Origin of the sequence: Flavobacterium bernardetii (genome assembly GCF_011305415.1) — a bacterium.
In the GTDB taxonomy this organism is placed as follows: domain Bacteria; phylum Bacteroidota; class Bacteroidia; order Flavobacteriales; family Flavobacteriaceae; genus Flavobacterium; species Flavobacterium bernardetii.
This window is the reverse complement of record NZ_JAANOQ010000004.1, coordinates 18,297-41,251: the sequence shown is the minus strand read 5'-3', so window position 1 is coordinate 41,251 and position 22,955 is coordinate 18,297. Positions and strand designations below refer to the sequence as shown.

General features: G+C 32.0%; 24 protein-coding genes. 13 read left to right on the top strand and 11 right to left on the bottom strand.

From position 1 onward, the window contains the following. Positions 1-25: 25 nt before the first annotated feature. From G6N05_RS08740 to G6N05_RS08720, 5 genes are all read left to right on the top strand, one after another. Entirely contained in the window at positions 26-202 is a 177-nt protein-coding gene (locus tag G6N05_RS08740) for a DUF5522 domain-containing protein (RefSeq protein WP_166075870.1), read from the top strand. A 132-nt stretch (positions 203-334) separates the two neighbouring features. Next, positions 335-2,314, top strand: a complete 1,980-nt coding sequence (locus G6N05_RS08735; protein ID WP_166126984.1) for a urocanate hydratase — start codon at positions 335-337, stop codon at positions 2,312-2,314. Positions 2,315-2,324: 10 nt separating this feature from the next. Next, a complete protein-coding gene (locus G6N05_RS08730) occupies positions 2,325-2,849 on the top strand; it encodes a DUF4136 domain-containing protein (RefSeq protein WP_166126979.1) in 525 nt (174 codons plus the stop codon). A gap of 129 nt (positions 2,850-2,978) precedes the next feature. Continuing rightward, positions 2,979-4,745, top strand: coding sequence for an aromatic amino acid hydroxylase (locus tag G6N05_RS08725; RefSeq protein ID WP_166126976.1), 1,767 nt, complete (start codon positions 2,979-2,981; stop codon positions 4,743-4,745). 56 nt (positions 4,746-4,801) lie between these two features. Continuing rightward, complete coding sequence (locus G6N05_RS08720; RefSeq protein ID WP_166126972.1) at positions 4,802-5,110, top strand: rhodanese-like domain-containing protein; 309 nt, start codon at positions 4,802-4,804, stop codon at positions 5,108-5,110. 70 nt (positions 5,111-5,180) lie between these two features. On the opposite strand, the gene G6N05_RS08715 is transcribed toward G6N05_RS08720, so the two are convergent. After that, entirely contained in the window at positions 5,181-5,843 is a 663-nt protein-coding gene (locus G6N05_RS08715; RefSeq protein ID WP_166126968.1) for a DUF4230 domain-containing protein, read from the bottom strand. 3 nt (positions 5,844-5,846) lie between these two features. Further along, positions 5,847-6,794 (bottom strand): GSCFA domain-containing protein, encoded by a 948-nt coding sequence (locus G6N05_RS08710; protein ID WP_166126964.1) that lies wholly within the window; start codon positions 6,792-6,794, stop codon positions 5,847-5,849. A gap of 104 nt (positions 6,795-6,898) precedes the next feature. On the opposite strand from G6N05_RS08710, the gene G6N05_RS08705 reads away from it, so the two are divergent. Together G6N05_RS08705 and G6N05_RS08700 are read left to right on the top strand one after the other, a co-directional pair. Next, complete coding sequence (locus G6N05_RS08705; protein WP_166126961.1) at positions 6,899-8,644, top strand: ABC transporter ATP-binding protein; 1,746 nt, start codon at positions 6,899-6,901, stop codon at positions 8,642-8,644. A gap of 8 nt (positions 8,645-8,652) precedes the next feature. After that, positions 8,653-9,036, top strand: a complete 384-nt coding sequence (locus tag G6N05_RS08700) for a RidA family protein (RefSeq protein WP_166126957.1) — start codon at positions 8,653-8,655, stop codon at positions 9,034-9,036. A gap of 53 nt (positions 9,037-9,089) precedes the next feature. Here G6N05_RS08700 and G6N05_RS08695 read toward each other — a convergent pair whose 3' ends face one another. The 3 genes from G6N05_RS08695 to alaS all read right to left on the bottom strand — a co-directional run bounded on the left by G6N05_RS08695 (position 9,090) and on the right by alaS (position 12,706). Next, a complete protein-coding gene (locus tag G6N05_RS08695) occupies positions 9,090-9,467 on the bottom strand; it encodes a GxxExxY protein (RefSeq protein ID WP_166126952.1) in 378 nt (125 codons plus the stop codon). Positions 9,468-9,568: 101 nt separating this feature from the next. Next, positions 9,569-10,066 carry a hypothetical protein gene (locus G6N05_RS08690; protein WP_166126948.1) on the bottom strand — a complete coding sequence of 166 codons (498 nt, stop codon included), beginning with the start codon at positions 10,064-10,066 and terminating at the stop codon, positions 9,569-9,571. Between the two features lie 3 nt (positions 10,067-10,069). Then, positions 10,070-12,706 carry an alanine--tRNA ligase gene (gene alaS, locus G6N05_RS08685; protein ID WP_166126944.1) on the bottom strand — a complete coding sequence of 879 codons (2,637 nt, stop codon included), beginning with the start codon at positions 12,704-12,706 and terminating at the stop codon, positions 10,070-10,072. Positions 12,707-12,890: 184 nt separating this feature from the next. Between alaS and G6N05_RS08680 the strand changes: the two genes are divergently transcribed. From G6N05_RS08680 to G6N05_RS08655, 6 genes are all read left to right on the top strand, one after another. Then, positions 12,891-13,868 (top strand): M23 family metallopeptidase, encoded by a 978-nt coding sequence (locus G6N05_RS08680; protein ID WP_166126940.1) that lies wholly within the window; start codon positions 12,891-12,893, stop codon positions 13,866-13,868. A gap of 44 nt (positions 13,869-13,912) precedes the next feature. Next, complete coding sequence (locus tag G6N05_RS08675; protein WP_166126937.1) at positions 13,913-14,242, top strand: MerR family transcriptional regulator; 330 nt, start codon at positions 13,913-13,915, stop codon at positions 14,240-14,242. 79 nt (positions 14,243-14,321) lie between these two features. Further along, positions 14,322-14,933: a LemA family protein gene (locus G6N05_RS08670; protein WP_166126934.1), complete on the top strand. Its 612-nt coding sequence runs from the start codon at positions 14,322-14,324 to the stop codon at positions 14,931-14,933. Continuing rightward, the gene (locus G6N05_RS08665; protein WP_166126931.1) at positions 14,933-15,373 is read left to right on the top strand and encodes a TPM domain-containing protein; all 441 of its coding nucleotides are present in this window, start codon (positions 14,933-14,935) and stop codon (positions 15,371-15,373) included. The genes G6N05_RS08670 and G6N05_RS08665 overlap by 1 nt, the downstream gene beginning before the upstream one ends. After that, positions 15,373-16,179 (top strand): TPM domain-containing protein, encoded by an 807-nt coding sequence (locus G6N05_RS08660; protein WP_166126928.1) that lies wholly within the window; start codon positions 15,373-15,375, stop codon positions 16,177-16,179. The genes G6N05_RS08665 and G6N05_RS08660 overlap by 1 nt, the downstream gene beginning before the upstream one ends. Positions 16,180-16,194: 15 nt before the next feature. Beyond that, positions 16,195-16,677: a TPM domain-containing protein gene (locus G6N05_RS08655; RefSeq protein ID WP_166126925.1), complete on the top strand. Its 483-nt coding sequence runs from the start codon at positions 16,195-16,197 to the stop codon at positions 16,675-16,677. Between the two features lie 44 nt (positions 16,678-16,721). Here the strand turns inward: G6N05_RS08655 and der are convergent, their stop codons facing one another. The 6 genes from der to G6N05_RS08625 form a co-directional block, all read right to left on the bottom strand. Continuing rightward, positions 16,722-18,032: a ribosome biogenesis GTPase Der gene (der, locus tag G6N05_RS08650; RefSeq protein ID WP_166126922.1), complete on the bottom strand. Its 1,311-nt coding sequence runs from the start codon at positions 18,030-18,032 to the stop codon at positions 16,722-16,724. A 198-nt stretch (positions 18,033-18,230) separates the two neighbouring features. Next, positions 18,231-19,115: a GTPase Era gene (gene era / locus G6N05_RS08645; RefSeq protein WP_166126918.1), complete on the bottom strand. Its 885-nt coding sequence runs from the start codon at positions 19,113-19,115 to the stop codon at positions 18,231-18,233. Between the two features lie 109 nt (positions 19,116-19,224). Further along, positions 19,225-19,677, bottom strand: coding sequence for a KTSC domain-containing protein (locus G6N05_RS08640; protein WP_166126915.1), 453 nt, complete (start codon positions 19,675-19,677; stop codon positions 19,225-19,227). 331 nt (positions 19,678-20,008) lie between these two features. Continuing rightward, on the bottom strand, positions 20,009-20,362 hold the full coding sequence (locus G6N05_RS08635) for a hypothetical protein (RefSeq protein WP_166126911.1): 354 nt from the start codon (positions 20,360-20,362) through the stop codon (positions 20,009-20,011). A gap of 17 nt (positions 20,363-20,379) precedes the next feature. After that, positions 20,380-20,772 carry a response regulator transcription factor gene (locus tag G6N05_RS08630; RefSeq protein ID WP_166126906.1) on the bottom strand — a complete coding sequence of 131 codons (393 nt, stop codon included), beginning with the start codon at positions 20,770-20,772 and terminating at the stop codon, positions 20,380-20,382. Positions 20,773-20,986: 214 nt separating this feature from the next. Continuing rightward, positions 20,987-22,951 carry an OmpA family protein gene (locus tag G6N05_RS08625; protein WP_166126903.1) on the bottom strand — a complete coding sequence of 655 codons (1,965 nt, stop codon included), beginning with the start codon at positions 22,949-22,951 and terminating at the stop codon, positions 20,987-20,989. Between the last annotated feature and the right edge of the window lie 4 nt (positions 22,952-22,955).

The following is a 22,955-nucleotide window of genomic DNA, read 5'->3' as shown; positions in this document are numbered from 1 at the left end:
ATGCAAAGTTGCTAAATTTGCCAATATGAACAATGAAATAAATCCAAATAATTTAAAAGAAGGTGAAGATTTTTATTACACACCTGAAGGATATAAATGTTTTACTGAAAAATACCATTTAAAACGTGGTTATTGCTGCAAAAGCGGTTGTCGTCATTGCCCATACGGATTTGATAAAAAAACCGGCACCAACAAAAAATAAAAAATGGACATTCAATTATTCAAATATCGAATCAAAATTCACAAATCCTATCATAGGTCTGATATTCGTTATCCCTAGGTTTCAATTAATTGAAATTTAGAATAATAACCTAACGAATTAAAAACAACAAAAATGACTTTTAAAGAACAAATACAACAAGGTATTCCATCAATTTTACCACAAGCAAAAACTTACGAGACTTCCATAAATCACGCGCCAAAACGCAAAGAAATATTATCAGCAGAAGAAAAAAAATTAGCATTAAAAAATGCACTACGTTATTTCGATGCGAAACTTCATGCGGAATTACTTCCAGAATTTAAAGCCGAATTAGAAACTTACGGAAGAATTTACATGTACCGTTTTCGTCCAGATTACGAAATGAAAGCACGTCCAATTTCTGATTACCCAGGAAATTCGGAACAAGCAAAAGCGATCATGTTGATGATTCAAAATAATTTAGATTATGCCGTAGCGCAACATCCTCATGAATTAATTACTTATGGTGGAAATGGTGCCGTTTTTCAAAACTGGGCGCAATATCTGTTAACGATGAAGTATTTATCTGAAATGACAGACGAACAAACGTTATCCATGTATTCTGGTCATCCAATGGGATTATTCCCTTCTCATAAAGAAGCGCCAAGAGTTGTTGTGACAAACGGAATGACAATCCCTAATTATTCTAAACCAGATGATTGGGAAAAGATGAATGCTTTAGGTGTTTCTCAATATGGCCAAATGACAGCTGGAAGTTACATGTACATTGGTCCGCAAGGAATTGTACACGGAACTACTATCACCGTTTTAAATGGTTTCAGAAAAATCAAAAAATCACCAACTGGAGGTTTATTCGTAACTTCTGGATTAGGCGGAATGTCTGGCGCACAACCAAAAGCTGGAAACATTGCTGGTTGTGTAACGGTTTGTGCTGAAGTAAATCCAAAAATTACAAAAATCAGACATGAGCAAGGTTGGATAAACGAAATTGTAGAAGACATTACACTTTTAGTCGCAAGAGTTCGAAAAGCTTTAGAAAACAAAGAAGTTGTTTCAATCGCTTATTTAGGAAATATTGTAGATGTTTGGGAACGTTTCGACCAAGAAAATTTACATATCGATTTAGGTTCAGACCAAACTTCTCTTCACAATCCATGGGCTGGTGGCTACTACCCTACTGGATTTTCATTTGAAGAATCAAATGAAATGATGGCAAACCATCCAGATAAATTTAAAGAAGAAGTTCAAAAAACATTACGTCGTCATGCGGCAGCCATAAACAAACATACTGCAAAAGGAACGTATTTCTTTGATTACGGAAATGCATTTTTATTAGAAGCTTCTCGCGCTGGAGCTGATATTATGGCCGAAAATCATATCGATTTCAAATATCCAAGTTATGTACAAGACATTATGGGACCGATGTGTTTCGATTATGGATTTGGACCTTTCCGTTGGGTTTGTGCTTCTGGAAATCCGGAAGATTTGAAAAAAACAGATAAAATTGCTTGCGATGTTTTAGAGGAAATGATGAAAAATTCGCCAGTTGAAATTCAACAACAAATGGCAGATAACATTCAATGGATCAAAGGCGCACAAGAAAATAAATTAGTAGTGGGTTCTCAAGCTCGAATTTTATATGCTGATGCTGAAGGACGAATTAAAATTGCTGAAGCGTTCAACCAAGCAATTGCTCGTGGAGAAATTGGCATGGTAGTTTTAGGTCGTGATCATCATGATGTATCAGGAACCGATTCACCTTATAGAGAAACTTCAAACATTTATGATGGTTCTCGTTTCACAGCAGATATGGCCATTCAAAACGTTATTGGCGACAGTTTTAGAGGTGCTACTTGGGTTTCTATACACAACGGCGGTGGAGTTGGCTGGGGTGAAGTGATAAACGGAGGTTTTGGCATGCTTCTTGATGGAACTAAAGAAGCATCTAAACGTTTGGAAATGATGTTGTTCTGGGATGTAAATAACGGAATTTCAAGAAGAAATTGGGCAAGAAATGAAGGAGCCATTTTCGCTATAAAACGCGCCATGGAAGTACAACCTTTATTGAAAGTAACCCTTCCAAATTTAGTTGACGAAAATTTATTAACTTAAATAAACAGCTATGAAAGCATTAAAACTACTATCACTTTTAGGATTTTTTATCCTAACCTCATGTTCTTCCGTATCAGTGAATACTGATTATGACAAAAAAGCAAACTTCGCATCGTATAAAACGTATGCCTATAGCAAATCAAGTATTGATAAACTTGAAATTTCAGATTTAGACAAAAAACGAATCTTATATGCTATTGATGATGCCATGCCAACAAAAGGTTTTTCAAAATCTGAAACTCCAGATGTTTTAATTAGCATTTTCACTAAAGAAAGAGAACGTGTGAATGTGTACAACAATATGGGTTGGGGATTTGGCTACGGCTGGGGACCAAGTTGGGGAATGGGTTACACCAGAACAACTACAACACCAGAAGGAAGTTTATACATTGACATTGTTGATGCAAAAACTAAAGAATTAGTTTGGCAAGGTATTGGAACGGGTTATTTAACAACTGATTCTGAAAAGAAAGAGGAAAGAATTGCTGAATTTGTAGCAAAAATTTTAGAGAAATATCCACCAGCTGTAAAATAAAACTTTTATAAAAAACATATTAATCCTGATAAGTTATTAAAACCTGTCAGGATTTTTATTTTGCATGATAAAAATCATAATTTGATATAAAATTTATTGTAATTTTACATCAAACAACATAAAACCATTATGGAAGCTAATTTTGAAAGTAACCCATTGATTGACAGGTTACCTAAACATTTAAAACAATTCATAATCCCACAAGATTATAATGATTACACACCTATAAACCAAGCCGTTTGGAGATATGTAATGCGTAAAAACGTAGATTACTTATCAAAAGTGGCGCATAATTCTTATTTAGAAGGTTTAGAAAAAACCGGTTTAGAGATAGACAATATCCCGAATATGTATGGTATGAACCGTATTTTAAAGGAAATTGGTTGGGCTGCAGTTGCCGTGGACGGATTTATTCCGCCAAGTGCGTTTATGGAATTTCAAGCGTATAATGTTTTAGTCATTGCTTGCGATATTCGTCAGTTAGAACATATTGAATACACACCTGCTCCAGATATTATTCACGAAGGTGCTGGACATGCTCCAATTATTGCCAATCCAGAATATGCGGAATATTTACGTCGTTTTGGTGAAATTGGTTGCAAAGCCATTTCTTCAGCACGTGATTACGAATTATATGAAGCAGTACGTTTATTGTCAATCGTAAAAGAAGCAGAAGGAATTCCAGAAGCTGAAATTAAAGCAGCTGAAGACCAAGTTGATTTCTTGCAAAACAACATGGGAGAATTGTCTGAAATGTCTAAAATTAGAAATTTACATTGGTGGACCGTTGAATATGGTTTAATTGGAACAGTTGAAAATCCAAAAATTTACGGAGCTGGTTTATTGTCTTCAATTGGAGAAAGTGCTTGGTGCATGACAGATAACGTAAAGAAAATACCTTACGATATTTCAGCCGCAGATCAAAGTTTTGATATTACAAAACCGCAACCACAACTTTACGTAACACAAGATTTCGCACAATTAAGTTCTGTTTTAGAAGAATTTGCTAATAAAATGGCTCTTAGAACTGGCGGATTATCTGGAATTCAAAAATTAATTACTTCCAAAAATTTAGGAACTGTAGAATTAAGTACGGGTTTACAAATTTCTGGAGTTTTTACCAATGTTATTGAAAACGAAGGAAAACCAGTTTACATCCAAACTACTGGAAAAACTGCGTTATCGTATAGAGAAAAAGAATTAGTTAGCCACGGAACAGATGCGCACGCAGAAGGTTTTGGATCGCCACTTGGAATGCTAAAAGGAATCAATTTAGCGATTGAAGATATGGGACCAAGAGATTTACGTGCATACGACATTTACGAAGGTGAACAAATTACTTTAGAATTTGAAGGAAACATCAAAGTTACCGGTGAAATTGTAACTGGAACAAGAAACTTACAAGGTGAAATTTTATTAATTAAATTCAAAAATTGTACAGTAACTCATGGTGAAACCATATTATTTGCTCCTGAATGGGGAATTTATGATATGGCAGTTGGTAAAAAAATTACTTCAGCGTTTTCAGGACCAGCTGATGTAAATAGTTTTGACATGATTAGCCATGTGCCTTCAAGTAACACCATAAAACAAAAAAAATCTGCCAAAAGAGAAGAATTAGAAAACTTATATAAAAACATAAGAAATCTAAGAGAAGGTAAATCTGCTGAAATCACTTTAAAAGAAGCTTTTGCAGCTGTAACAGCAAATCACGAAAACGACTGGTTACTTTCTGTTGAAATAGCTGAATTAGCTAAAAAAGAAAACAATACCGACTTAATCGACAAAGTATTAAATCATTTAGAAAAACTAAAAATTAATAGACCAGAGGTGGCACATTTAATTGATGGCGGTTTAGAATTAATTTTCAAAAAAGCTATAAATATAAATAAGTAACATTTGTTACATAGAAAAATCTATCATTCCCATATATTTGTTCAAAACAAACGAATATGGGAATTTTAGATTTTTTTGGTTTTGGAGATAAATCCAACCAAATTTCAGAATTTATTGAAAGAGATGCCGTTATTATCGACGTAAGAAGTTATGAAGAATTTGCAGGTGGACATATCCAAAATTCAAAAAATATTCCATTACAAATTATAGAATCAAAGATTACTGATATTAAAAAGCTAAACAAAGCAGTTATAGTTTGTTGCAAAAGTGGAATGCGAAGCGCTCAAGCGAATTCCATTTTAAAACGCAACGGAATTGAAACTATAAATGGTGGCGGTTGGCAAAGTTTACAAAATAAGTTATAATAACCAAGACCTTAAACAACACACAACTTGAGGCAATTTAAACCATCTTAATTTCGATTGAGATGGTTTTTTAATTTAAAAACTTCTGTTTCACTTCTTTATCAGAAGTAATCACTTCATCTTTATATTTCATCGTCCAACCCAAATTTTTAGTTACAATAAACAAACTATTTAATTCCGATAACAATCTGTTTTTGGCGTTGGTTTTTAAAGTCGAAGCTTGAATTTTCATAGCTAAATTGGCTCTAGCAATTTTATTGATTTTATTATAATCTTCACCCGTAAATTCATTAAACGTACTTGATTCTGTATTATAATATTTAAAATCTGGTGCGATTTTGATTTCTTCTTTCGGAATTTCAACAACTGTAATGACTTTATTTATCGAATCAATGTCGTATTTCATTTTACTCAAATCGAAACTTACGGTAACATCAGCATTAATAACTACAATGGCTTTTTTCTCAAAAGAAATCAAATCGCCCATGTATTTTTTCGAATCTTTATAGGTAATCACTTCCGCAAAATGCCCTTCAGTAACTACTAATTTACCTACATTTTTAATTTGTTGTTGAATTAAAGCCGTGTCATATTCTACTACAGAAGTATCTCCTTTTGATGAAAAATACTTATATCCAAAAAACAAAACTAATGCTACTAAAATTAGAATAATCCATTTTCTAAATTCTGTTAGTATTCCGAAAAAACTTGGTTTTTGTAATGATGTACTCATAAATTAAAATTGAAAATTAGGATGTTTATTGACTAAGCTATTTATTTTCTGATTCAAATTCTCTAAAAACTTTTTATGACTTTCCGATTTGGGATTAAATGGTCGGTGTTTCAATGCGCGTTGAATTTCGCAAACTTGATTCATCAAACCGAATTCCTTCTCATCAACATAATTTTCAAAGAATTTAATCCAAATATAATCAATTGCTGTTTGATTCGGATGCAACATATCTTCCCCATAAAAACGATAATCGCGCAATTCATCCATCATAATTTCGTAGCTTGGAAAATAGCTGGAAGTTGGAAGTTGGAAGTTGGAAGCATTTAAAGCCGAAATCAAATGTGCTTTACTCAAAGTGTTTTCTACAAAACCGTCTTTAATATGTCGCACTGGCGAAACGGTAAAGACAAAGTTACACTTCGGATTTATAGTTTGAATTTCTGAAATTATCTTTTGCAAACTCGCTTCTATTTGAGTGATTGAAAGTAACTCTTTTACAAATTGTTTTTGTGGTACTTTATGACAATTCGCCACAATTACATTGCTTTCAGTATGTCGATACACCCAAGAAGTTCCTAAGGTAATTAGACAATGTGTCGATTTTTCAATGTGCCAATTCGTAGAATCTATTAATTGATTTAAATTACTAAGAAATTCTTCTTTATCAGGATTCGAAAGTTCCGAATGGACTTCATAACAATGCCATGCTTCGTTATGATAAAAAATATCGTTTGCTGTGAAATAGTTTTTATGAATACTTCTAAGAATCAATTTTTCTAAAGAAACGGGATTGAAAATAATCCCAAACGGATTGACCACATTTTCAAATTTAAAATACTCCAATTTCTCTGCCATATTTTCGGCAAAACAAGAACCTAAAGACACTACTTTAGAAGTATAATCTATTGGAAAATCAGATTTTTGTAGAGGTATTTGTGTTTGAAAGTTCATCGTTCTTATTATCTTAATCCAAAAGTACAAAAACAAGTTAAATAGTTACGAAAAATTACAGTAAGACTTTTTATTCCGTATTTTTGCACGATAAAATTTTTCAAATGAAGCTACTTTACGCGTATCTAAAAAAACATAAATTACTCCTATTTTTCGCCTTATTAATGGCAACTATCAATATTTGTTTTAGTTTATCCGATTCGATTATCACGGGTAAACTAATGCAAGATTGCGGTGTAGGAATTGCCAAATATAAAGGAAACGAGATCGGTTTTATCAAATCGGTAGGTTTTTGGTTAGGACTTTCGCTTGGTGCCGCCATGATTTCTAGAATTACTAAAAACTTTCAAGATTATTTTACCAATATTGTCATTCAAAGAACGGGTGCAGAAATGTATACTGATGGAATTAAAAAATCGTTAGACTTACCTTATGTTGATTTTGAAGACCAAAGCAGTGGGCAAACCTTAAACAAATTACAAAAAGCCAGAACCGATTCGGAAAAACTGATCACCCTTTCTATTTCTTTAATTTTTCAAACCATAATTGGGTTTGTTTTTGTGATTGTTTACATCTCGAGAATAGATTACAGAATTGCGTTTGTATTTGTAATTACGGCTCCGATTATTGCGTTAATAAGTTCTGTGTTAGGAAAAAAAATTAAAGCTGTTTCTCGTAAAATTGTTATGCAAACCAATTCGTTAGCAGGTTCTACCACAGAAAGTTTGCGTAATATTGAACTGGTAAAAAGCTTAGGCTTAACCGCACAAGAAGAAGGCCGTTTAAACACCAATACCCACAAAATATTAAATTTAGAAATTCAGAAAATCCGTTTTATTAGAAGTTTGAGTTTCATACAAGGCACAACGGTTCATTTTATGCGAACTTGTGTGGTTTTTGCTTTGTATTATTTTTTATTTAGCGAAAAAATTGTGGTTGGCGATTTATTAACCATGGTGTTTTTTACGTTCTTTATTTTTAATCCATTACAAGAATTAAGTGCTTTTATTATTGCGAAAAATGAAACCAAAGTTTCTATGGAAAATTTCGAACAATTATTAAATGCGAAATCCGAACACCGACCAGAAACTCCAGAACATTTCGGGAAAATTAATTCTTTAGTATTTTCAGAGGTGAGTTTTAAGCATAAATCGGCAAAACAGCCTGCTGTAGAAAACATTAATTTCAACATCAAACAAGGTGAAACGGTTGCTTTTGTTGGACCATCAGGTGCAGGAAAAACAACTTTAGTAAAATTATTAGTCGGCTTATATCAACCTGCAATTGGTAATGTTTTGTATAACGGAATTGATTCGAAAGCCATCGATATGTTAGAATTGCGTCAACAATTAGGATTCGTAACACAAGATGCCCAATTGTTTTCGGGAACCATTAGAGAAAATTTATTATTCGTAAAACCAGAAGCAACAGACGAAGAAATTTTAAATGCACTGCATAGAGCAAGTTGTGATAATTTATTAGCTCGAGCTGAAAAGGGTTTAGATTCGACAATTGGTGAAGGTGGAATTAAGATTTCTGGAGGTGAAAAACAACGTTTATCAATAGCTAGAGCGATTTTAAGAAATCCGAATTTATTAATTTTTGACGAAGCTACTTCAGCTTTAGATTCCATTACAGAAGAAGAAATTAATAGTACGATTAGAAACATTTCGGATGAAAACAGAATTACAGTTCTAATCGCACACCGTTTATCAACCATCATGCACGCGGATAAAATATTTGTATTAGAACAAGGAAAAATTATCGAACAAGGAAAACACGAAGATTTATTAGTAGAAAAAGGTTTGTATTACGCGATGTGGCGCCAACAAATTGGAGAAAGAAAATAATTTATCTTATGTTTAAAAAAGAATATTTACATCCAAATGAAGGTTTTTCGCAAGTCGTACTTATAGAAACCGAAGAAACTAAAACCTTACATATATCTGGACAAATTGGCGAAGGAAATGATTTAGAATCTCAAACTATTGCTACATTTAAAAATTTAGAAACCCTTTTAAAGGAAAGCAATTCTAGTTTTCAAGATGTAGTAAAAATGAATACCTATATCGTAAATTTTAATCCGGAAGTAGATTTACCGATTTTTAGAAAAGTCCGAAAAGCGTTTTTAGGCTCTGAAAATTACCCAGCCAGTACTTTAGTTGGTGTTACCGTTTTAGGAAATAGAAATTGGTTAATTGAGATAGAAGCTACGGCGGTGATTGATAAAAAAACAGTTTAGTTTATAAGTTGTATTTTCACGCAAAGACGCAAAGACACAAAGAAAAAAAAACATTATAATCCATTTACTACTCTATAAATTCCGTCTCTTATTAAAGCTTCATTAAAATTTATAAGAAGTCCTAATTTCATATTAGTGATTTTCAAATAAGTTAGAATTTGCTTTGAGTGAACTTTAGATAAGGTTTCGACTGATTTTAACTCTACGATGACTTTGTCTTCAACAATTAAATCACTTCTAAAACCAATATCTAAAAATATTTCATCCCAAATTACTGGAATTGGTTTTTGTCTTTCAACTTTAAGACCTCTTTTTATTAATTCGTGACACATTATGGCTTCATAAACAGATTCCAAAAGTCCTGGACCAAGTTTTATATGAATTTTATATGCAACATCAACTATAATTCTTGAGATTTCGTTTTCCGACATGCTTTTTTTCTTTTTTAATAATTATATCACGTAAAGACGCAGAGTCGCAAAGTTTAGCTTTTCCTTTGCGGCTCTGCGTCTTTGCGTGAGAAAACAAACAATTATTTCATTAATAATTTTCCAAGTTCTTTATACTTTTCAAAGTTGAAATCTGGTAAATTTTCTCCTATTGAACAATATTGACCACAACCAAAGCAGATTTTAACAACACCTACAATTTTATTATTTTTTTGAAAGACTAAAACATCTCTATATGTTGTTTCACACTTCTTTACACCAATCTTAACATGAAATTCATATTTTAAAATTTCCTTTAATTTAGAAAATTTCTCTTTATCAATTTCTCTTTTTTTGAAACCAACTTTAGTTAACTCTTCATGAAATTTAGAATCCAAATCGTATGGATATTCCTCGTAAATTATTGAATTCTCTAAACCAGAAATATCATGAGTTAAAGTTTGAACTGGAACATCATCATCTGCAATCACGTAATGATATACCTTGTCAAACTCTAAATTACTACTACTAAAATATTTATAACCAAAATAGGATAACAATAATAAAATAAACGATAAAAAAACAACAATAAATTTCTTCATTACCTATTTCACAAAACTAACCGCATTCTCTAAAACAGCAGCAATTCCGTTTGCGTTTTTTCCTTTTCCTGATGCGAAGAAAGGTTGACCACCACCATTTCCATCAATGTGTTTTCCTAATTCACGGATTACGTTTCCAGCGTTTAAGCCTTTATCCGCAACCAATTCTTTAGCAATATAACAGTGAATATTTGGTAAACCGTCTTCAATTGAAGCTAAAACTACAAATGAATTAGGTTTTGAAGTTCCAAAAGCTTGCGTTAAATCTTTTGTCGAACTCATAGATAAATCAACTTGTTTGACTAAGAAATTGATTCCGTTTATGTCTTGAAATTCAGAAACTAAACTCGCTGATAAACCATCAATTTTTTCTTTTACTAATTGCTCTAACTGTTTTTTCAACTTTGCATTATCATCTTGTAGCGCAACTACAGATTTTAAAATATCTTGTGGATTTTTCAATATTTCTTTAATTTCCGCCAACGTGTTTTCTTGATTCGTGTAGAAATCTTTCACAGCATCACCAGTAATCGCTTCAATTCTTCTGATTCCTGCGGCAACAGCACCTTCTGAAATAATTTTAAATTGCCAAATATCAGCCGTATTATTCACGTGAATTCCTCCACACAATTCCATACTTTCCCCAAACTTAATCGCACGAACGTTGTCTCCGTATTTTTCTCCGAATAAAGCCATCGCACCTTCGTCTAAAGCTTGTTGTATGGGAATACTTCTTCTTTCTATTAATGGCAATTGTGCCGCAATTCTTGTATTTACGAAATCTTCTACTTGACGTAATTCTTCCTCAGAAACTTTAGAAAAATGAGAAAAGTCAAAACGTAAATAAGTTGGATTCACCAACGAACCTTTTTGTTCTACGTGTGTTCCTAAAATTGTTCTTAAAGCCAAATGCATTAAATGTGTAGCCGAGTGATTTTTTGAAGATGCACTTCTTAAATCTGTATTGACTTTTGCTGTGAAAACCGCATTTACATTTTCTGGCAATTGTTTAGCGAAATGTAAAATTAAGTTGTTTTCTTTTTTCGTATCGATAATGTCAATCGTTTCATTTGCTGAAACTAACGTTCCCTTATCTCCTACTTGTCCACCACCTTCTGGATAAAAAGGCGTATTATCTAAAACGATTTGGTATAAAATTCCGTCTTTTTTAGAATCTACTTTACGGATACGAGTAATTTTTGAATCGTTTTGCGTTTGATCATATCCTACGAATGTTTCTACATTTCCTGGAATTAAAACCGACCAATCTTCCGTTGAAACTTCAGAAGCTGCACGAGAACGCGCTTTTTGTTTTTGTAATTCTGTTTCGAAACCAGCTTCGTCTAAACTAAAGCCTCTTTCTCTAAGAATTAAGGCTGTTAAATCGATTGGGAATCCGAAAGTATCATATAATTCGAATGCTTTTTCACCAGAAACTTCTTTTCCAGAAGTATTTTGCATTACGTTTTCTAACAATTGAATTCCTTGTTCCAAAGTTCTTAAAAAAGAAGCTTCTTCTTCACGAATTACATTCGTAACCAATTGTTGTTGCGATTTGATTTCTGGGAAAAATTCACCCATTTGATTCGCTAAAACCGCTACTAATTTATTGATAAAAGGTTCTTTTGTATCTAAAAACGTAAATCCGTAACGAATCGCACGACGTAAAATTCTACGAATTACATAACCTGCTCCGGTATTTGAAGGCAATTGTCCGTCCGCAATAGCGAAAGCCACTGCACGAACGTGATCTACAACCACACGAATCGCAATATTCGTTTTATTTTGTTCTTCTGATATGTTTTTGACTTCGTTTGAAGTATATTTTAATCCAGTAATTTCTTCCACTTTCGCGATAAGCGGGGTGAAAACATCTGTATCATAATTAGAAGTTACGTTTTGCATTGCCATACACAAACGCTCGAATCCCATTCCGGTATCTACGTGTTGTGCTGGTAATTTTTCTAAAGAACCATCTGCTTTACGGTTGAATTCCATGAAAACGTTATTCCAAATTTCCACAACTTGCGGATGATCTGCGTTCACTAAACTTCTTCCTGAAACCGCTGCTCTTTCCGCATCAGTTCTTAAATCGATATGAATTTCAGAACAAGGACCACAAGGACCTTGATCGCCCATTTCCCAGAAATTATCTTTTTTGTTTCCTAAAATAATTCGGTCTTCTGGTACAAATTGTTTCCAAATATCCCAAGCTTCTTGATCAAAAGGCACATTATCTTCTGTACTTCCTTCAAAAACAGAAACATATAAACGGTCTTTGTCTAATTTTAAAACATCTGTTAGAAATTCCCAAGCCCAAGGTAACGCCTCTTTTTTGAAATAATCACCAAACGACCAGTTTCCTAACATTTCGAACATGGTATGGTGATAGGTATCGAAACCTACATCTTCTAAATCGTTATGTTTTCCAGAAACACGTAAACATTTTTGAGTATCTGTAATTCTTGGACTTTTTGGCGTGCCATTTCCTAAGAAAAACTCTTTAAATTGAGCCATTCCCGAGTTATTAAACATCAGGGTTGGATCATCTTTTAAAACAATTGGTGCTGAAGGAACAATTGTATGTCCTTTGCTTTCAAAAAATTGTAAATACGCTTTTCTTATGTCTTGTGATTTCATTTTTATGATATTGAATCGAATAATTTAGTTCATTGAAATTTTTAAAAAAAATGTTTCGAAATGTGAAACAAATTTTAAGTTCTTTCGTATAATAAGTGTTACTTTGTGATAACAAGCACAAAAATAGTAAATTTTAATGAAATCGTTAACAACAAAAAGTTTCTAAAAGGCAACTTTTTCAAATATGAAGAGAGTAAAATTTTATTACGACGCAGAGAAATTAGCATTTAAACAAATTGTTACTAAAAATAGTACCAAAATTGGTTATGCGATGTTGTTTTTACTAGCAAGTGCGTTGTTTGGTTTTTTATGTTTTTTCATTTTGAGTAATACTAGTTTTTTTGAAACGCCAAAATCGAAATTACAAGCACGTGAGTTAGAAACCATGAAGTTGAATTACAATTTATTAAATCGAAAAATAGCTTTAATGGAGGAAAGTTTGTCGGCTATAGAAGAACGAGATAATAATTTGTACCGAGTTTATTTTAATAGTGCAGCCATTTCAAACGAAGAACGCAGAGCTGGATTAGGTGGTGTAAATAGATATAAAGATTTAGAAGATTTTAATAATAGCGATTTGATCATTAATTCGTCTAAAAAAGTGGATGAAATTATGAAAGCGTTAGCGATTCAATCCGTTTCTTTGGATGAAGTTACGAAATTAGCCAAGCAAAAAGCGGTTTTACTAAAAGCCATTCCAGCGATTCAGCCTGTAAAAAATGAAGAATTAAAACACATGGCTTCTGGATTTGGATATCGAAGTGATCCGTTTACAAAAATTAGAAAGTTTCATAAAGGAATGGATTTTTCCGCTAAAACAGGAACTCCAATTTACGCTACAGGAGATGGAGTTGTCAGAAAAGCAGATGGAAGTTTATCAGGTTACGGAAATCATATAGAAATTAGTCATGGTTACGGCTATTTGACTTTGTATGCGCATTTGAGTAAATATAAAGTGAAAGCTGGGCAAAAAGTCAAACGTGGTGATATTATTGGTTATGTAGGAAGTACAGGACGAAGCGAAGCACCGCATTTACATTATGAAGTACATAAAAATGGTGAAGTGGTGAATCCTTTAAATTTTTATTATGGCAGTATTTCTGCTAAAGAATATGTTTTAATTAGTAAATTAGCGAATCAAGAAAATCAATCTCTGGATTAATGTGTCAATTTGACAATAATCAATGAGTCAATTATAAAAATATAATGCAAGTAAACTTACCAGAAAAAAGATATTATGGCATTGGCGAATTAGCGAAAGCATTTGATGTGAACGCGTCGTTAATCCGTTTTTGGGATAAAGAATTTGACGAAATTAATCCGAAAAAAAATGCTAAAGGCGATAGAATGTTTCGTCCGGATGATGTGAAAGTGTTACAAATGATTTATCATTTAGTAAAAGAACGTGGTTTCACTTTGGAAGGTGCAAAAATTCATTTGAAAGAAGGAAAAAAGAAAACCTTAGACAATTTTGAAATTATCAGTAAATTGGAAGGCATAAAAAATCAATTATTAGAGATGAAAAAAGGGCTTTAGTTCAGTTTTCAGTCGCAGTCGCAGTTTTCAGTAAAAAAAATTAACAACTAAATAAATATAAACTTTAAATTAAACAAACATGGATTTTAAAAAATTTTTACCTTGGATTATTGGTATTGGAGTACTTATCATTGGAGTAATGTGGTATTTCGGAATACAAAATGGAGCTATTGAAGTGGACCAATCTGTTAAAAAAGAATGGGGAAATGTAGAAACCTCTTACCAAAGAAGAAATGACTTAATAGGTAATTTAGTAAAAACAGTACAAGGTGCAGCAGAATATGAAAAAGGAACCTTAACGGCTGTAATTGAAGCACGTGCAAAAGCAACTTCAGTAACTATTGACCCAAGTAATGTTACACCAGAACAATTGGCACAATTTCAACAAGCACAAGGTGGAATGACAAGTGCTTTATCTCGTTTATTAGTAACTGTAGAACAATATCCAAGTTTAAAAGCAAATGAAAATTTCTTAAAACTACAAGATGAATTAGCTAGTACAGAAAATCAAATTTTAACGGCAAGAACTCGTTTTAACGAATCTATTGAAAAATACAACAATTATGTTTTAAAAGTGCCTCGTAAAATGTTTTTGTCTGATTATAAAGAAAAAGCACCTTTCAAATCAGATGCTGGAGCAGAAAAAGCACCAAATGTAGAATTTGATTTCGATAAAAAAGAAACAAAATAATGTCAAAAACCGAAGAATTTTTAACCAAAGCAGAAGAACAAGAAATTGTTGACGCTATTGTTGTTGCCGAAAAAAACACTTCGGGGGAAATTCGTGTGCATATTGAAGAAAGCAATACTAAACCTCCTGTTGAAAGAGCACAGGAGGTTTTTCATCTCCTTAAAATGGATGAAACCGAATTGAAAAACGGTGTGCTTTTTTATATCTGTATGCAAACCAAAAGTTTTGCTGTTATTGGAGATAAAGGCATCAATGATTTAGTGGAACCTAATTTTTGGAATTCTACAAAAGACCACGTCATTGAAAAATTCAAAGAAGGTAAATATAAAGACGGATTAGTAAACGGAATTATTGAAGCAGGAGAACAACTTAAAAAGTATTTTCCTTATAATAATGAAGATGATATCAATGAGTTGTCTAACGAAATTTCAAGAGGTTAATGAGAAAGTTAGAAGTTAGAAGCTGGAAGCTGGAAGAATTTAAAATTTTACTTTTATTTTCATTCATCCTTATATCAAATATTACATTTGGTCAATATAAAATCCCTGAAAAACCAAGTTTACAGACTTCTGTTTATGATTATGCTAAACTTTTATCTGATTCGGAAAAAACACAATTAGAAGAAAAACTAGTTAGATATTCGGATACTACTTCTACACAAATTGTTGTCATTACAATTGACGATTTAAAAGGTGAAGACGTTGGTGTTTTAGCTACTAATTGGGCCCAAACTTGGGGAATTGGTCAAGCCAAAGAAGATAACGGTGTGATTATTTTAGTTTCTAAAAATGATAGAAAAGTTTCTATCAGACCAGGTTATGGTGTGGAAGACAGATTAGTCGCAGGTATTTGTGGACAAATTATTAGAAACGATATCACGCCAGAATTTAAAGCCGGAAGTTACTACAATGGTTTAAACAAAGGCGCTGAATCTATTTTCAAAGTACTTACTGGGAAATATAAAGCGGAACGTAAACAAGATAAAAAAGAAGGAAGCATTTTACCAATATTATTAGTTATTGGATTTGTTATTATATTTCTAATTTTAGTTTCTAAAAACAAAGGAAACAACGGCGGAAATAACGGCGGATTTGGTGGACCAGATTTAATGGACATCATTATTTTAAGTAGCATGGGTCGTGGCGGCGGCGGAAGTTTTGGCGGCGGTTCATCATCTGGCGGCGGCTTCGGTGGCGGATTTGGCGGCGGCGGATTTTCTGGTGGTGGCGCTAGCGGAAGTTGGTAATATTAGTATTCAGTTATGAGAAGTAAGTTACATTTTGTTTTAATATTGATATTCGGATTCCTTAGTTTTTCTTTTGGACAGGAAACTAGTTTTCCAAAACCAATAGGATTTGTAAATGATTTTGAAAACTTAATACATTTAGAAGAAGTTACAAAACTAGAAGCACTACTAATCAACTATGAAAAACAAACCTCTAATGAAATAGTTGTTGTAACGATTAGTGAAATAGGAAACGGAAACGATTTTGATAATTACGCACTTGCTTTAGCTCAAAATTGGGCCGTTGGTAAAATAGGAAAAGACAATGGTTTAGTGATTGTGATTTCAAACCAATTAGGAAGAATTCGAATTTGTACCGGAACAGGAACGGAGAAAATTCTCACAGATGAGATTTGTAATACTATTTTAGAAGAAAACATAATTCCCAACTTTAAAAATGGAGAAATTTATAAAGGCATCGAAAGCGGAATAAATGCTCTAATTGAAAAATGGAAATAATATAAAAAAACCCGATAATCACTTATCGGGTTTTTTGTTCATTATTATTTCTCTCTGATGTAAATATCAATTGGCACACCACTAAAATTATAGTTTTCACGCAATTTGTTTTCCAAGAAACGTTTGTACGGATCTTTTACATATTGTGGCAAGTTGGCGAAAAACACAAACTGTGGCACCGGAGTTGGTAATTGCATGCAATATTTAATTTTCACATACTTCCCTTTTAACGCTGGTGGCGGTTGGTTTTCAATAATAGGCAACATTAAATCGTTGAATTTAGATGTTGAAATTTTTTGTTTTCTATTTTCAAAAACTTCTACAGCAGTTTCTAAACCTTTTAATAAACGTTGTTTTTCTGTTGCTGATACGAATAAAATTGGCACATCTGTAAACGGTTGGATTTGCTCACGAATTTTACGTTCGTAATCTCTTGCTGTCATGGTTTCTTTCTCAACTAAATCCCATTTGTTCACCAAAATCACAATTCCTTTTCTGTTTTTTTCAGCTAACCAAAAAATACTTTGATCTTGTCCTTCAAAACCACGAGTGGCATCAATAACTAAGATACAAACATCTGAATGCTCAATCGCACGAACCGAACGCATTACAGAATAAAATTCTAAATCTTCTTTTACTTTCGCTTTTCTTCTAATTCCGGCAGTATCTACCAAATTAAATTCGAAACCAAAACGGTTATATGTGGTATCAATTGCATCACGAGTTGTTCCTGCAATATCTGTAACTACAAATCTGTCTTCACCAATTAAGGCATTAATAATTGACGATTTTCCAGCGTTAGGACGACCCACAACTGCAAAACGCGGTAATGGATTTTCATCCTCCACTGCTTCTGGTAATTCTGGTAAAACTTCCACTAATTTATCTAATAATTCACCCGTTCCACTTCCATTCATGGCACCAATAGTAAAATATTCGCCCAATCCTAAATTGTAAAACTCTAACGCATCTGTCATACGTTTTGAATTATCTACTTTGTTAACAGCTAATATAACTGGCTTAGTAACTTTACGAAGTAATTTCGCCACTTCATCATCCATTGGCGTAATACCTTCTTCCACATCTACCATAAAAATGATAGCGTCGCATTCGTCAATAGCTAATTCAACTTGTTTTCTAATTTCACCTTCAAAAATATCGTCTGAACCTTTAATGTATCCACCTGTATCAATTACAGAAAATTCTTTTCCATTCCACTCACTTTTTCCATAATTTCTATCACGTGTAACACCACTTACAGAGTCTACAATGGCATCTCTACGTTGGATTAAACGATTAAAAAGTGTAGATTTCCCTACATTTGGTCTTCCTACTATGGCTACAATATTATTCATTCTTCTTATATTTTGTGCAAAAGTACGTTTTTTTATTTTAGGAGCAGACATTTTGAATTTCAAAACACTTGCTGTCCCGCTTTCCAGGCTACACGGTAGCTTCTTCCAATCGGGGCTAAAATAGAACTGCTTTTTTCAAAACAATTTTTCTATTTACTCTTTACTAATTACTCTTTACTAATCACTATTGATTAGTCATTATTTTTGATTATATCCGAATCTTCGTAATTGGAAAGCGTTACTTCTCCAATCTTTATTCACTTTTACGAAAATTTCAATATGTATTTGTTTGTCGAAAAACAATTCTAAATCGGCACGGGCTTGCATTCCTACTTTTTTCAAAGCAGCACCTTTATGTCCGATAATAATTCCTTTCTGTGTATCGCGTTCCACCATAATAACAGAACGGATTCTTATAATTTTTTCTTCTTCAAAAAACTCTTCAGTTTCCACTTCAACTGCGTATGGAATTTCCTTATCGTAATTTAATAAAATCTTCTCACGAATGGTTTCATTTACGAAAAAACGCTCTGGTTTATCTGTCAAAGCATCTTTTGGATAATAAGGCGGCGAAACTGGCAACAATTCTACAATTCTGTTCAACGCTTCTTTCACGTTGAAATTTTCTAATGCGGAGATTGGAAAAATTTCTGCATTAGGCACTTTAGCTTGCCAAGTTTGCACTTGTTCTTCTAACATTTCCTGATTCGACTTGTCGATTTTATTCAATAAAAGTAAAACTGGAATTTTAGCATGAATAATTTTATTGAAAAACTCTTCGTCTTTTAATTCTTTCTCTCCAATTTCAACCATATAGATTAAAATATCGGCGTCAGAAAAAGCACTTTTTACAAAATCCATCATGCTGGTTTGCAAATCGTAAGCTGGCTTGATAATTCCTGGCGTATCTGAAAACACAATCTGATAGTCTTCGTCATTTACGATTCCGAAAATTCTGTGACGTGTAGTTTGTGCCTTACTGGTGATAATAGACAACTTCTCGCCTACCATAGCATTCATTAAGGTTGATTTCCCAACGTTTGGATTTCCAATAATATTTACAAAACCTGCTTTGTGCGACATATATTTATTTTTTTGCAAAGGTACATAAAAAAAGCCACTCGTTTCAGAATGGCTTTTTGCTATAATCTGATTAAAACTGTTTCTCGAAATACTCGAAATACTGTTTTAATTATTCTGCAGCTACTAATTTACTAGCGCTACGGTATGTGAATTCGTTATAAATGTGACGACGAGCAAAACGACCTGGTGATTCTGCGTTTACCATTTTCACATATGTGTTTCTTGGTACACCAAAATATTCGAATTTACTTCCGTCTGCAAAGCTAATATACAAAACTCCTTTATCCATATGAAAATCAGAAATTTGAGAAGTTGTAGTAGTAGCCATGTATTCTGCTTTCACTTTTTCTCTAGTTTCTGGAGCGATACTTACTAAAAAATGGTAAGCTTCAATAATATTCTTACTTCTTTCTTCAGCTGCTAAACGTTCAACTGGATCTGCGATAGTATCAGGATGATCTTCCTTCATACTATTTCTATATATTGTTTTTAATTCTTTTAATGTAGCATCTCTGGTAACATTAAGTAACTTTCTGTACCCAATAATTTTCTGTGTAGTCATATGATTTTCAAAATAAAAGTGCAAAAGTAGTGATTTTTATTTTCAAAATCATAAAAATAAATTAATTTAACGTTAAATTATTGATAATAAGTAAATTGCATAAAAAGCCCTCTCATTTCTGAAAGAGTTCTTAGTAGCTGGAACAGGAATCGAACCTGTGACCTTCGGGTTATGAGTTTAAAAACTTAACTTTCTAAAAACACATAAGCCTATATATCAACTAATTAAAAAACCAATTTGAAAATGAGAGAGCAAAAAACGTTTACCGCTTTGTTTACTTTTTATTTAATGCAAATGTAAAAAAAATAGTTATTATTAGATTATTTTTTTCTTATAATGTACCTTGAAAAAATTCAATTCTATCATTAAGATTTGGATAAAATTTTTTTTTGGGTTTTGAAATATCTAAAAAAGATATGGAAAAAGTTTTCTTATATTTCTCACAAATAATTGGTTTTTCAGTACACAAAAGAACCCTTTCGTTAAAACATTCTCTAAATCTGAAAAAAGCAACAACATCATTAACATTATTTACAATAAAAATTCCCATATCGTCTTTTTTATAATTTTGAGAAATCATTAAACTTACATCCTCAAGTCTTATAAAATTATATTTATGAGATAATTTTTTCTTTAAATAGAGAAAAAAATATTTATCCTTATCATATACATAAATATTACTCATAAAACAAAATCTAAAATTTACTTTTTAAAAAATATATTAGGTTCTTTACTAAACAGCTTTGTTAATTCTACAATGTTTTTAGTTTTAGTTTTTTGCAATACTCTTTTTTTATAAGTACTAACAGTAGTAGCTGATAAAGATAATTTTTTAGCGATTTCCACATTTGACTTTCCTCTCATTAACAACTTAGTACATTCTAACTCCCTTGAAGAAAGTCCTGTTGTTGTCCTTTCAAAAGAGTTATTTAAATTTGAAGAAAAATTTAATATCTTTATATCAGAATTAAACGAATTATCAAATTCTAACTTCAACTCTTCATCAGAAAAGATAAGCATTTTGAATTCGTTATTAGCATTCAAAATTTTATATTTGAAATTTAATTTAGTGTTAGTTTGAGATTTAACTTTCATATTTTTAAGATTATAAGTAGTTTATATATTTGAATATCTTAAAAACAGTTTATTTAACCTCAGGCGTTATAAATAGCCCCTCAATAACTAATTACATATGAAAAATTTGTAATTTAATAACAACCTGAGGTTAAATAATATGCTTTATTTTTAGGATAAAAAAAGTCACATTAGAATAAATTTTTTAAACCTTTTCTTCATTTAATATCAAAAACTAATTTGATAAAATAATGAATTCACTTCTTCTATTTTTCTGATGTTGTTCTTCTGAACAATTAGATTTATTAGTAGGTTCACAACCACAATCATTAATCAATTGTGATTCACCATAACCTTTTCCAGACAATCTATTTGTATCTATTCCATTTTTAACTAACCAAGCAATAACAGATTTTGCTCTTTTATCAGATAATACTTCATTATATTTTGCTGTTTGACGGCAATCTGTATGAGCACGAACATCAATTTTCATATTAGGATATTGCTTCATTACTTCCAGCACTTTTGCCAATTCTACTGCAGCATCTGGACGAATATTTGACTTATCTAAATCAAAATAAATTATATCTATACCTAATGCTTTTCTTAAATCATCACCGGGTTTTAAAGGTTTTTCTCTTAATTCTAAATCGATTTTAGTATCCGTCACTCCTGATTCTAATGGTATAATAATGGAAATTTCATTAGTATTGTAAGTTTCTTTTTCTGCTCTAATTTTAAGTGTTGTATCACATTCAACAACTCCAAAATCATATTTCCCAGAGTTATCAGATGTAAATTCCTTCAATTTCTTTTCGTCTGCATCATATAAAGTAACTTTTGCATTTGCAATAGGTTCTTGAGTATCTAAATCTAACACAACACCTGTTAAAAGCTGTTCGCAATCCTTTGGAATAGGTAAAATCTCTGTGAATTTATAAATATCATCAAATCCTACATTATCCTCTTTTCGATTGGAAGAAACAAAACCGTTTTTACTTTTTGTGTCAATTAAAAAGGCAAAATCATCCATGTTACTATTTACAGGTTCACCCACATTCTTAATATTTCCAACTGATCCGTCTTCTTTAAATTCGGTAACAAAAATATCTAAACCACCTAAACCAGGATGCCCATCTGAAGCAAAATACAGTTCATTATTATCTGTTACAAAAGGGAATGTTTCTCTTCCTTCTGTATTAATTTTATCGCCTAGATTCTGAGGAATTCCAAAACTACCATCAGCATTTATACTCACTTTGAAAATATCAGATTGAGAACCTCCAATGGTTCCTGGCATGTTTGAAGCAAAATACAAAGTTTTTTCATCTAAACTTAAAGCTGGATGTGCTACACTGTATTCATTACTATTAAAAGGTAATTCTGTTACATTAGTCCATCTATCCACTTCTTTAGTAGCTTTGAATAATTTTAATAAAATAGTACGTTCACTATCTCTACCTTTTTTTCCGTTATTGAAATTATTTCTGGTAAAATACATTGTATTTCCATCTTGAGTAAACACAGGAGTAGACTCATGATATTTTGAACTCACGCTACTAGAAAATTTTTCAGGTGCTTCAAAGTTGCCGTTATCAGAAACTTTAGCACCATATAAGTTAGTATACGATTGATTGGTCCATTTGTGCTTTTTATTCACAATTCCTCCAGTGTCTCTAGCTGAAGTAAAAACCAATTCATTTTTATAAAATGAAGTTCCATAATCTGAAAACTTAGAATTAATTCCTGCATTTTTGATTCTATATCTTCCAGAATTCTTTTTTATCTCATCTAAATAATTTTTTTGAGTTTTACCGATTTTAGCACGATTATCTGTACCGCTTTTTTCATAGAATTTTTCCATCATAGCATCGGCTTTCTTATAATCACCCATCGATTTTAAGGTTTGTGCGTATCTAAAATAATATTCAGGTAACACTTCTTGATTCATAGCGAAAAGTTCCCCATACCATTTATTAGCCTCTGCTAATTTTGATTGAAAATAATAAGCATTCCCTAATTTTTGAAAAACTTCAACAGATTTAAACCCTTTTTCAGCTACTTTTTCATAGGTTTTAATGGCATCTACATAAGCAAACTGCTCGTAATTTTTGTCGGCTTTTTTAATTTTTATTTCTTGAGCATTTACTAAAAATCCATGTAGTAAAAATGCTAGTATAATTATATTTTTTGTTTTCATAGTT

Bases quoted from the DNA above. Each gene is read 5' to 3' on its own strand.
- G6N05_RS08740 (WP_166075870.1), top strand. From the start codon at position 26: ATGAACAATGAAATAAATCCAAATAATTTAAAAGAAGGTGAAGATTTT.
- G6N05_RS08735 (WP_166126984.1), top strand. From the start codon at position 335: ATGACTTTTAAAGAACAAATACAACAAGGTATTCCATCAATTTTACCA.
- G6N05_RS08730 (WP_166126979.1), top strand. From the start codon at position 2,325: ATGAAAGCATTAAAACTACTATCACTTTTAGGATTTTTTATCCTAACC.
- G6N05_RS08725 (WP_166126976.1), top strand. From the start codon at position 2,979: ATGGAAGCTAATTTTGAAAGTAACCCATTGATTGACAGGTTACCTAAA.
- G6N05_RS08720 (WP_166126972.1), top strand. From the start codon at position 4,802: ATGGGAATTTTAGATTTTTTTGGTTTTGGAGATAAATCCAACCAAATT.
- G6N05_RS08715 (WP_166126968.1), bottom strand. From the start codon at position 5,843: ATGAGTACATCATTACAAAAACCAAGTTTTTTCGGAATACTAACAGAA.
- G6N05_RS08710 (WP_166126964.1), bottom strand. From the start codon at position 6,794: ATGAACTTTCAAACACAAATACCTCTACAAAAATCTGATTTTCCAATA.
- G6N05_RS08705 (WP_166126961.1), top strand. From the start codon at position 6,899: ATGAAGCTACTTTACGCGTATCTAAAAAAACATAAATTACTCCTATTT.
- G6N05_RS08700 (WP_166126957.1), top strand. From the start codon at position 8,653: ATGTTTAAAAAAGAATATTTACATCCAAATGAAGGTTTTTCGCAAGTC.
- G6N05_RS08695 (WP_166126952.1), bottom strand. From the start codon at position 9,467: ATGTCGGAAAACGAAATCTCAAGAATTATAGTTGATGTTGCATATAAA.
- G6N05_RS08690 (WP_166126948.1), bottom strand. From the start codon at position 10,066: ATGAAGAAATTTATTGTTGTTTTTTTATCGTTTATTTTATTATTGTTA.
- alaS (WP_166126944.1), bottom strand. From the start codon at position 12,706: ATGAAATCACAAGACATAAGAAAAGCGTATTTACAATTTTTTGAAAGC.
- G6N05_RS08680 (WP_166126940.1), top strand. From the start codon at position 12,891: ATGAAGAGAGTAAAATTTTATTACGACGCAGAGAAATTAGCATTTAAA.
- G6N05_RS08675 (WP_166126937.1), top strand. From the start codon at position 13,913: ATGCAAGTAAACTTACCAGAAAAAAGATATTATGGCATTGGCGAATTA.
- G6N05_RS08670 (WP_166126934.1), top strand. From the start codon at position 14,322: ATGGATTTTAAAAAATTTTTACCTTGGATTATTGGTATTGGAGTACTT.
- G6N05_RS08665 (WP_166126931.1), top strand. From the start codon at position 14,933: ATGTCAAAAACCGAAGAATTTTTAACCAAAGCAGAAGAACAAGAAATT.
- G6N05_RS08660 (WP_166126928.1), top strand. From the start codon at position 15,373: ATGAGAAAGTTAGAAGTTAGAAGCTGGAAGCTGGAAGAATTTAAAATT.
- G6N05_RS08655 (WP_166126925.1), top strand. From the start codon at position 16,195: ATGAGAAGTAAGTTACATTTTGTTTTAATATTGATATTCGGATTCCTT.
- der (WP_166126922.1), bottom strand. From the start codon at position 18,032: ATGAATAATATTGTAGCCATAGTAGGAAGACCAAATGTAGGGAAATCT.
- era (WP_166126918.1), bottom strand. From the start codon at position 19,115: ATGTCGCACAAAGCAGGTTTTGTAAATATTATTGGAAATCCAAACGTT.
- G6N05_RS08640 (WP_166126915.1), bottom strand. From the start codon at position 19,677: ATGACTACACAGAAAATTATTGGGTACAGAAAGTTACTTAATGTTACC.
- G6N05_RS08635 (WP_166126911.1), bottom strand. From the start codon at position 20,362: ATGAGTAATATTTATGTATATGATAAGGATAAATATTTTTTTCTCTAT.
- G6N05_RS08630 (WP_166126906.1), bottom strand. From the start codon at position 20,772: ATGAAAGTTAAATCTCAAACTAACACTAAATTAAATTTCAAATATAAA.
- G6N05_RS08625 (WP_166126903.1), bottom strand. From the start codon at position 22,951: ATGAAAACAAAAAATATAATTATACTAGCATTTTTACTACATGGATTT.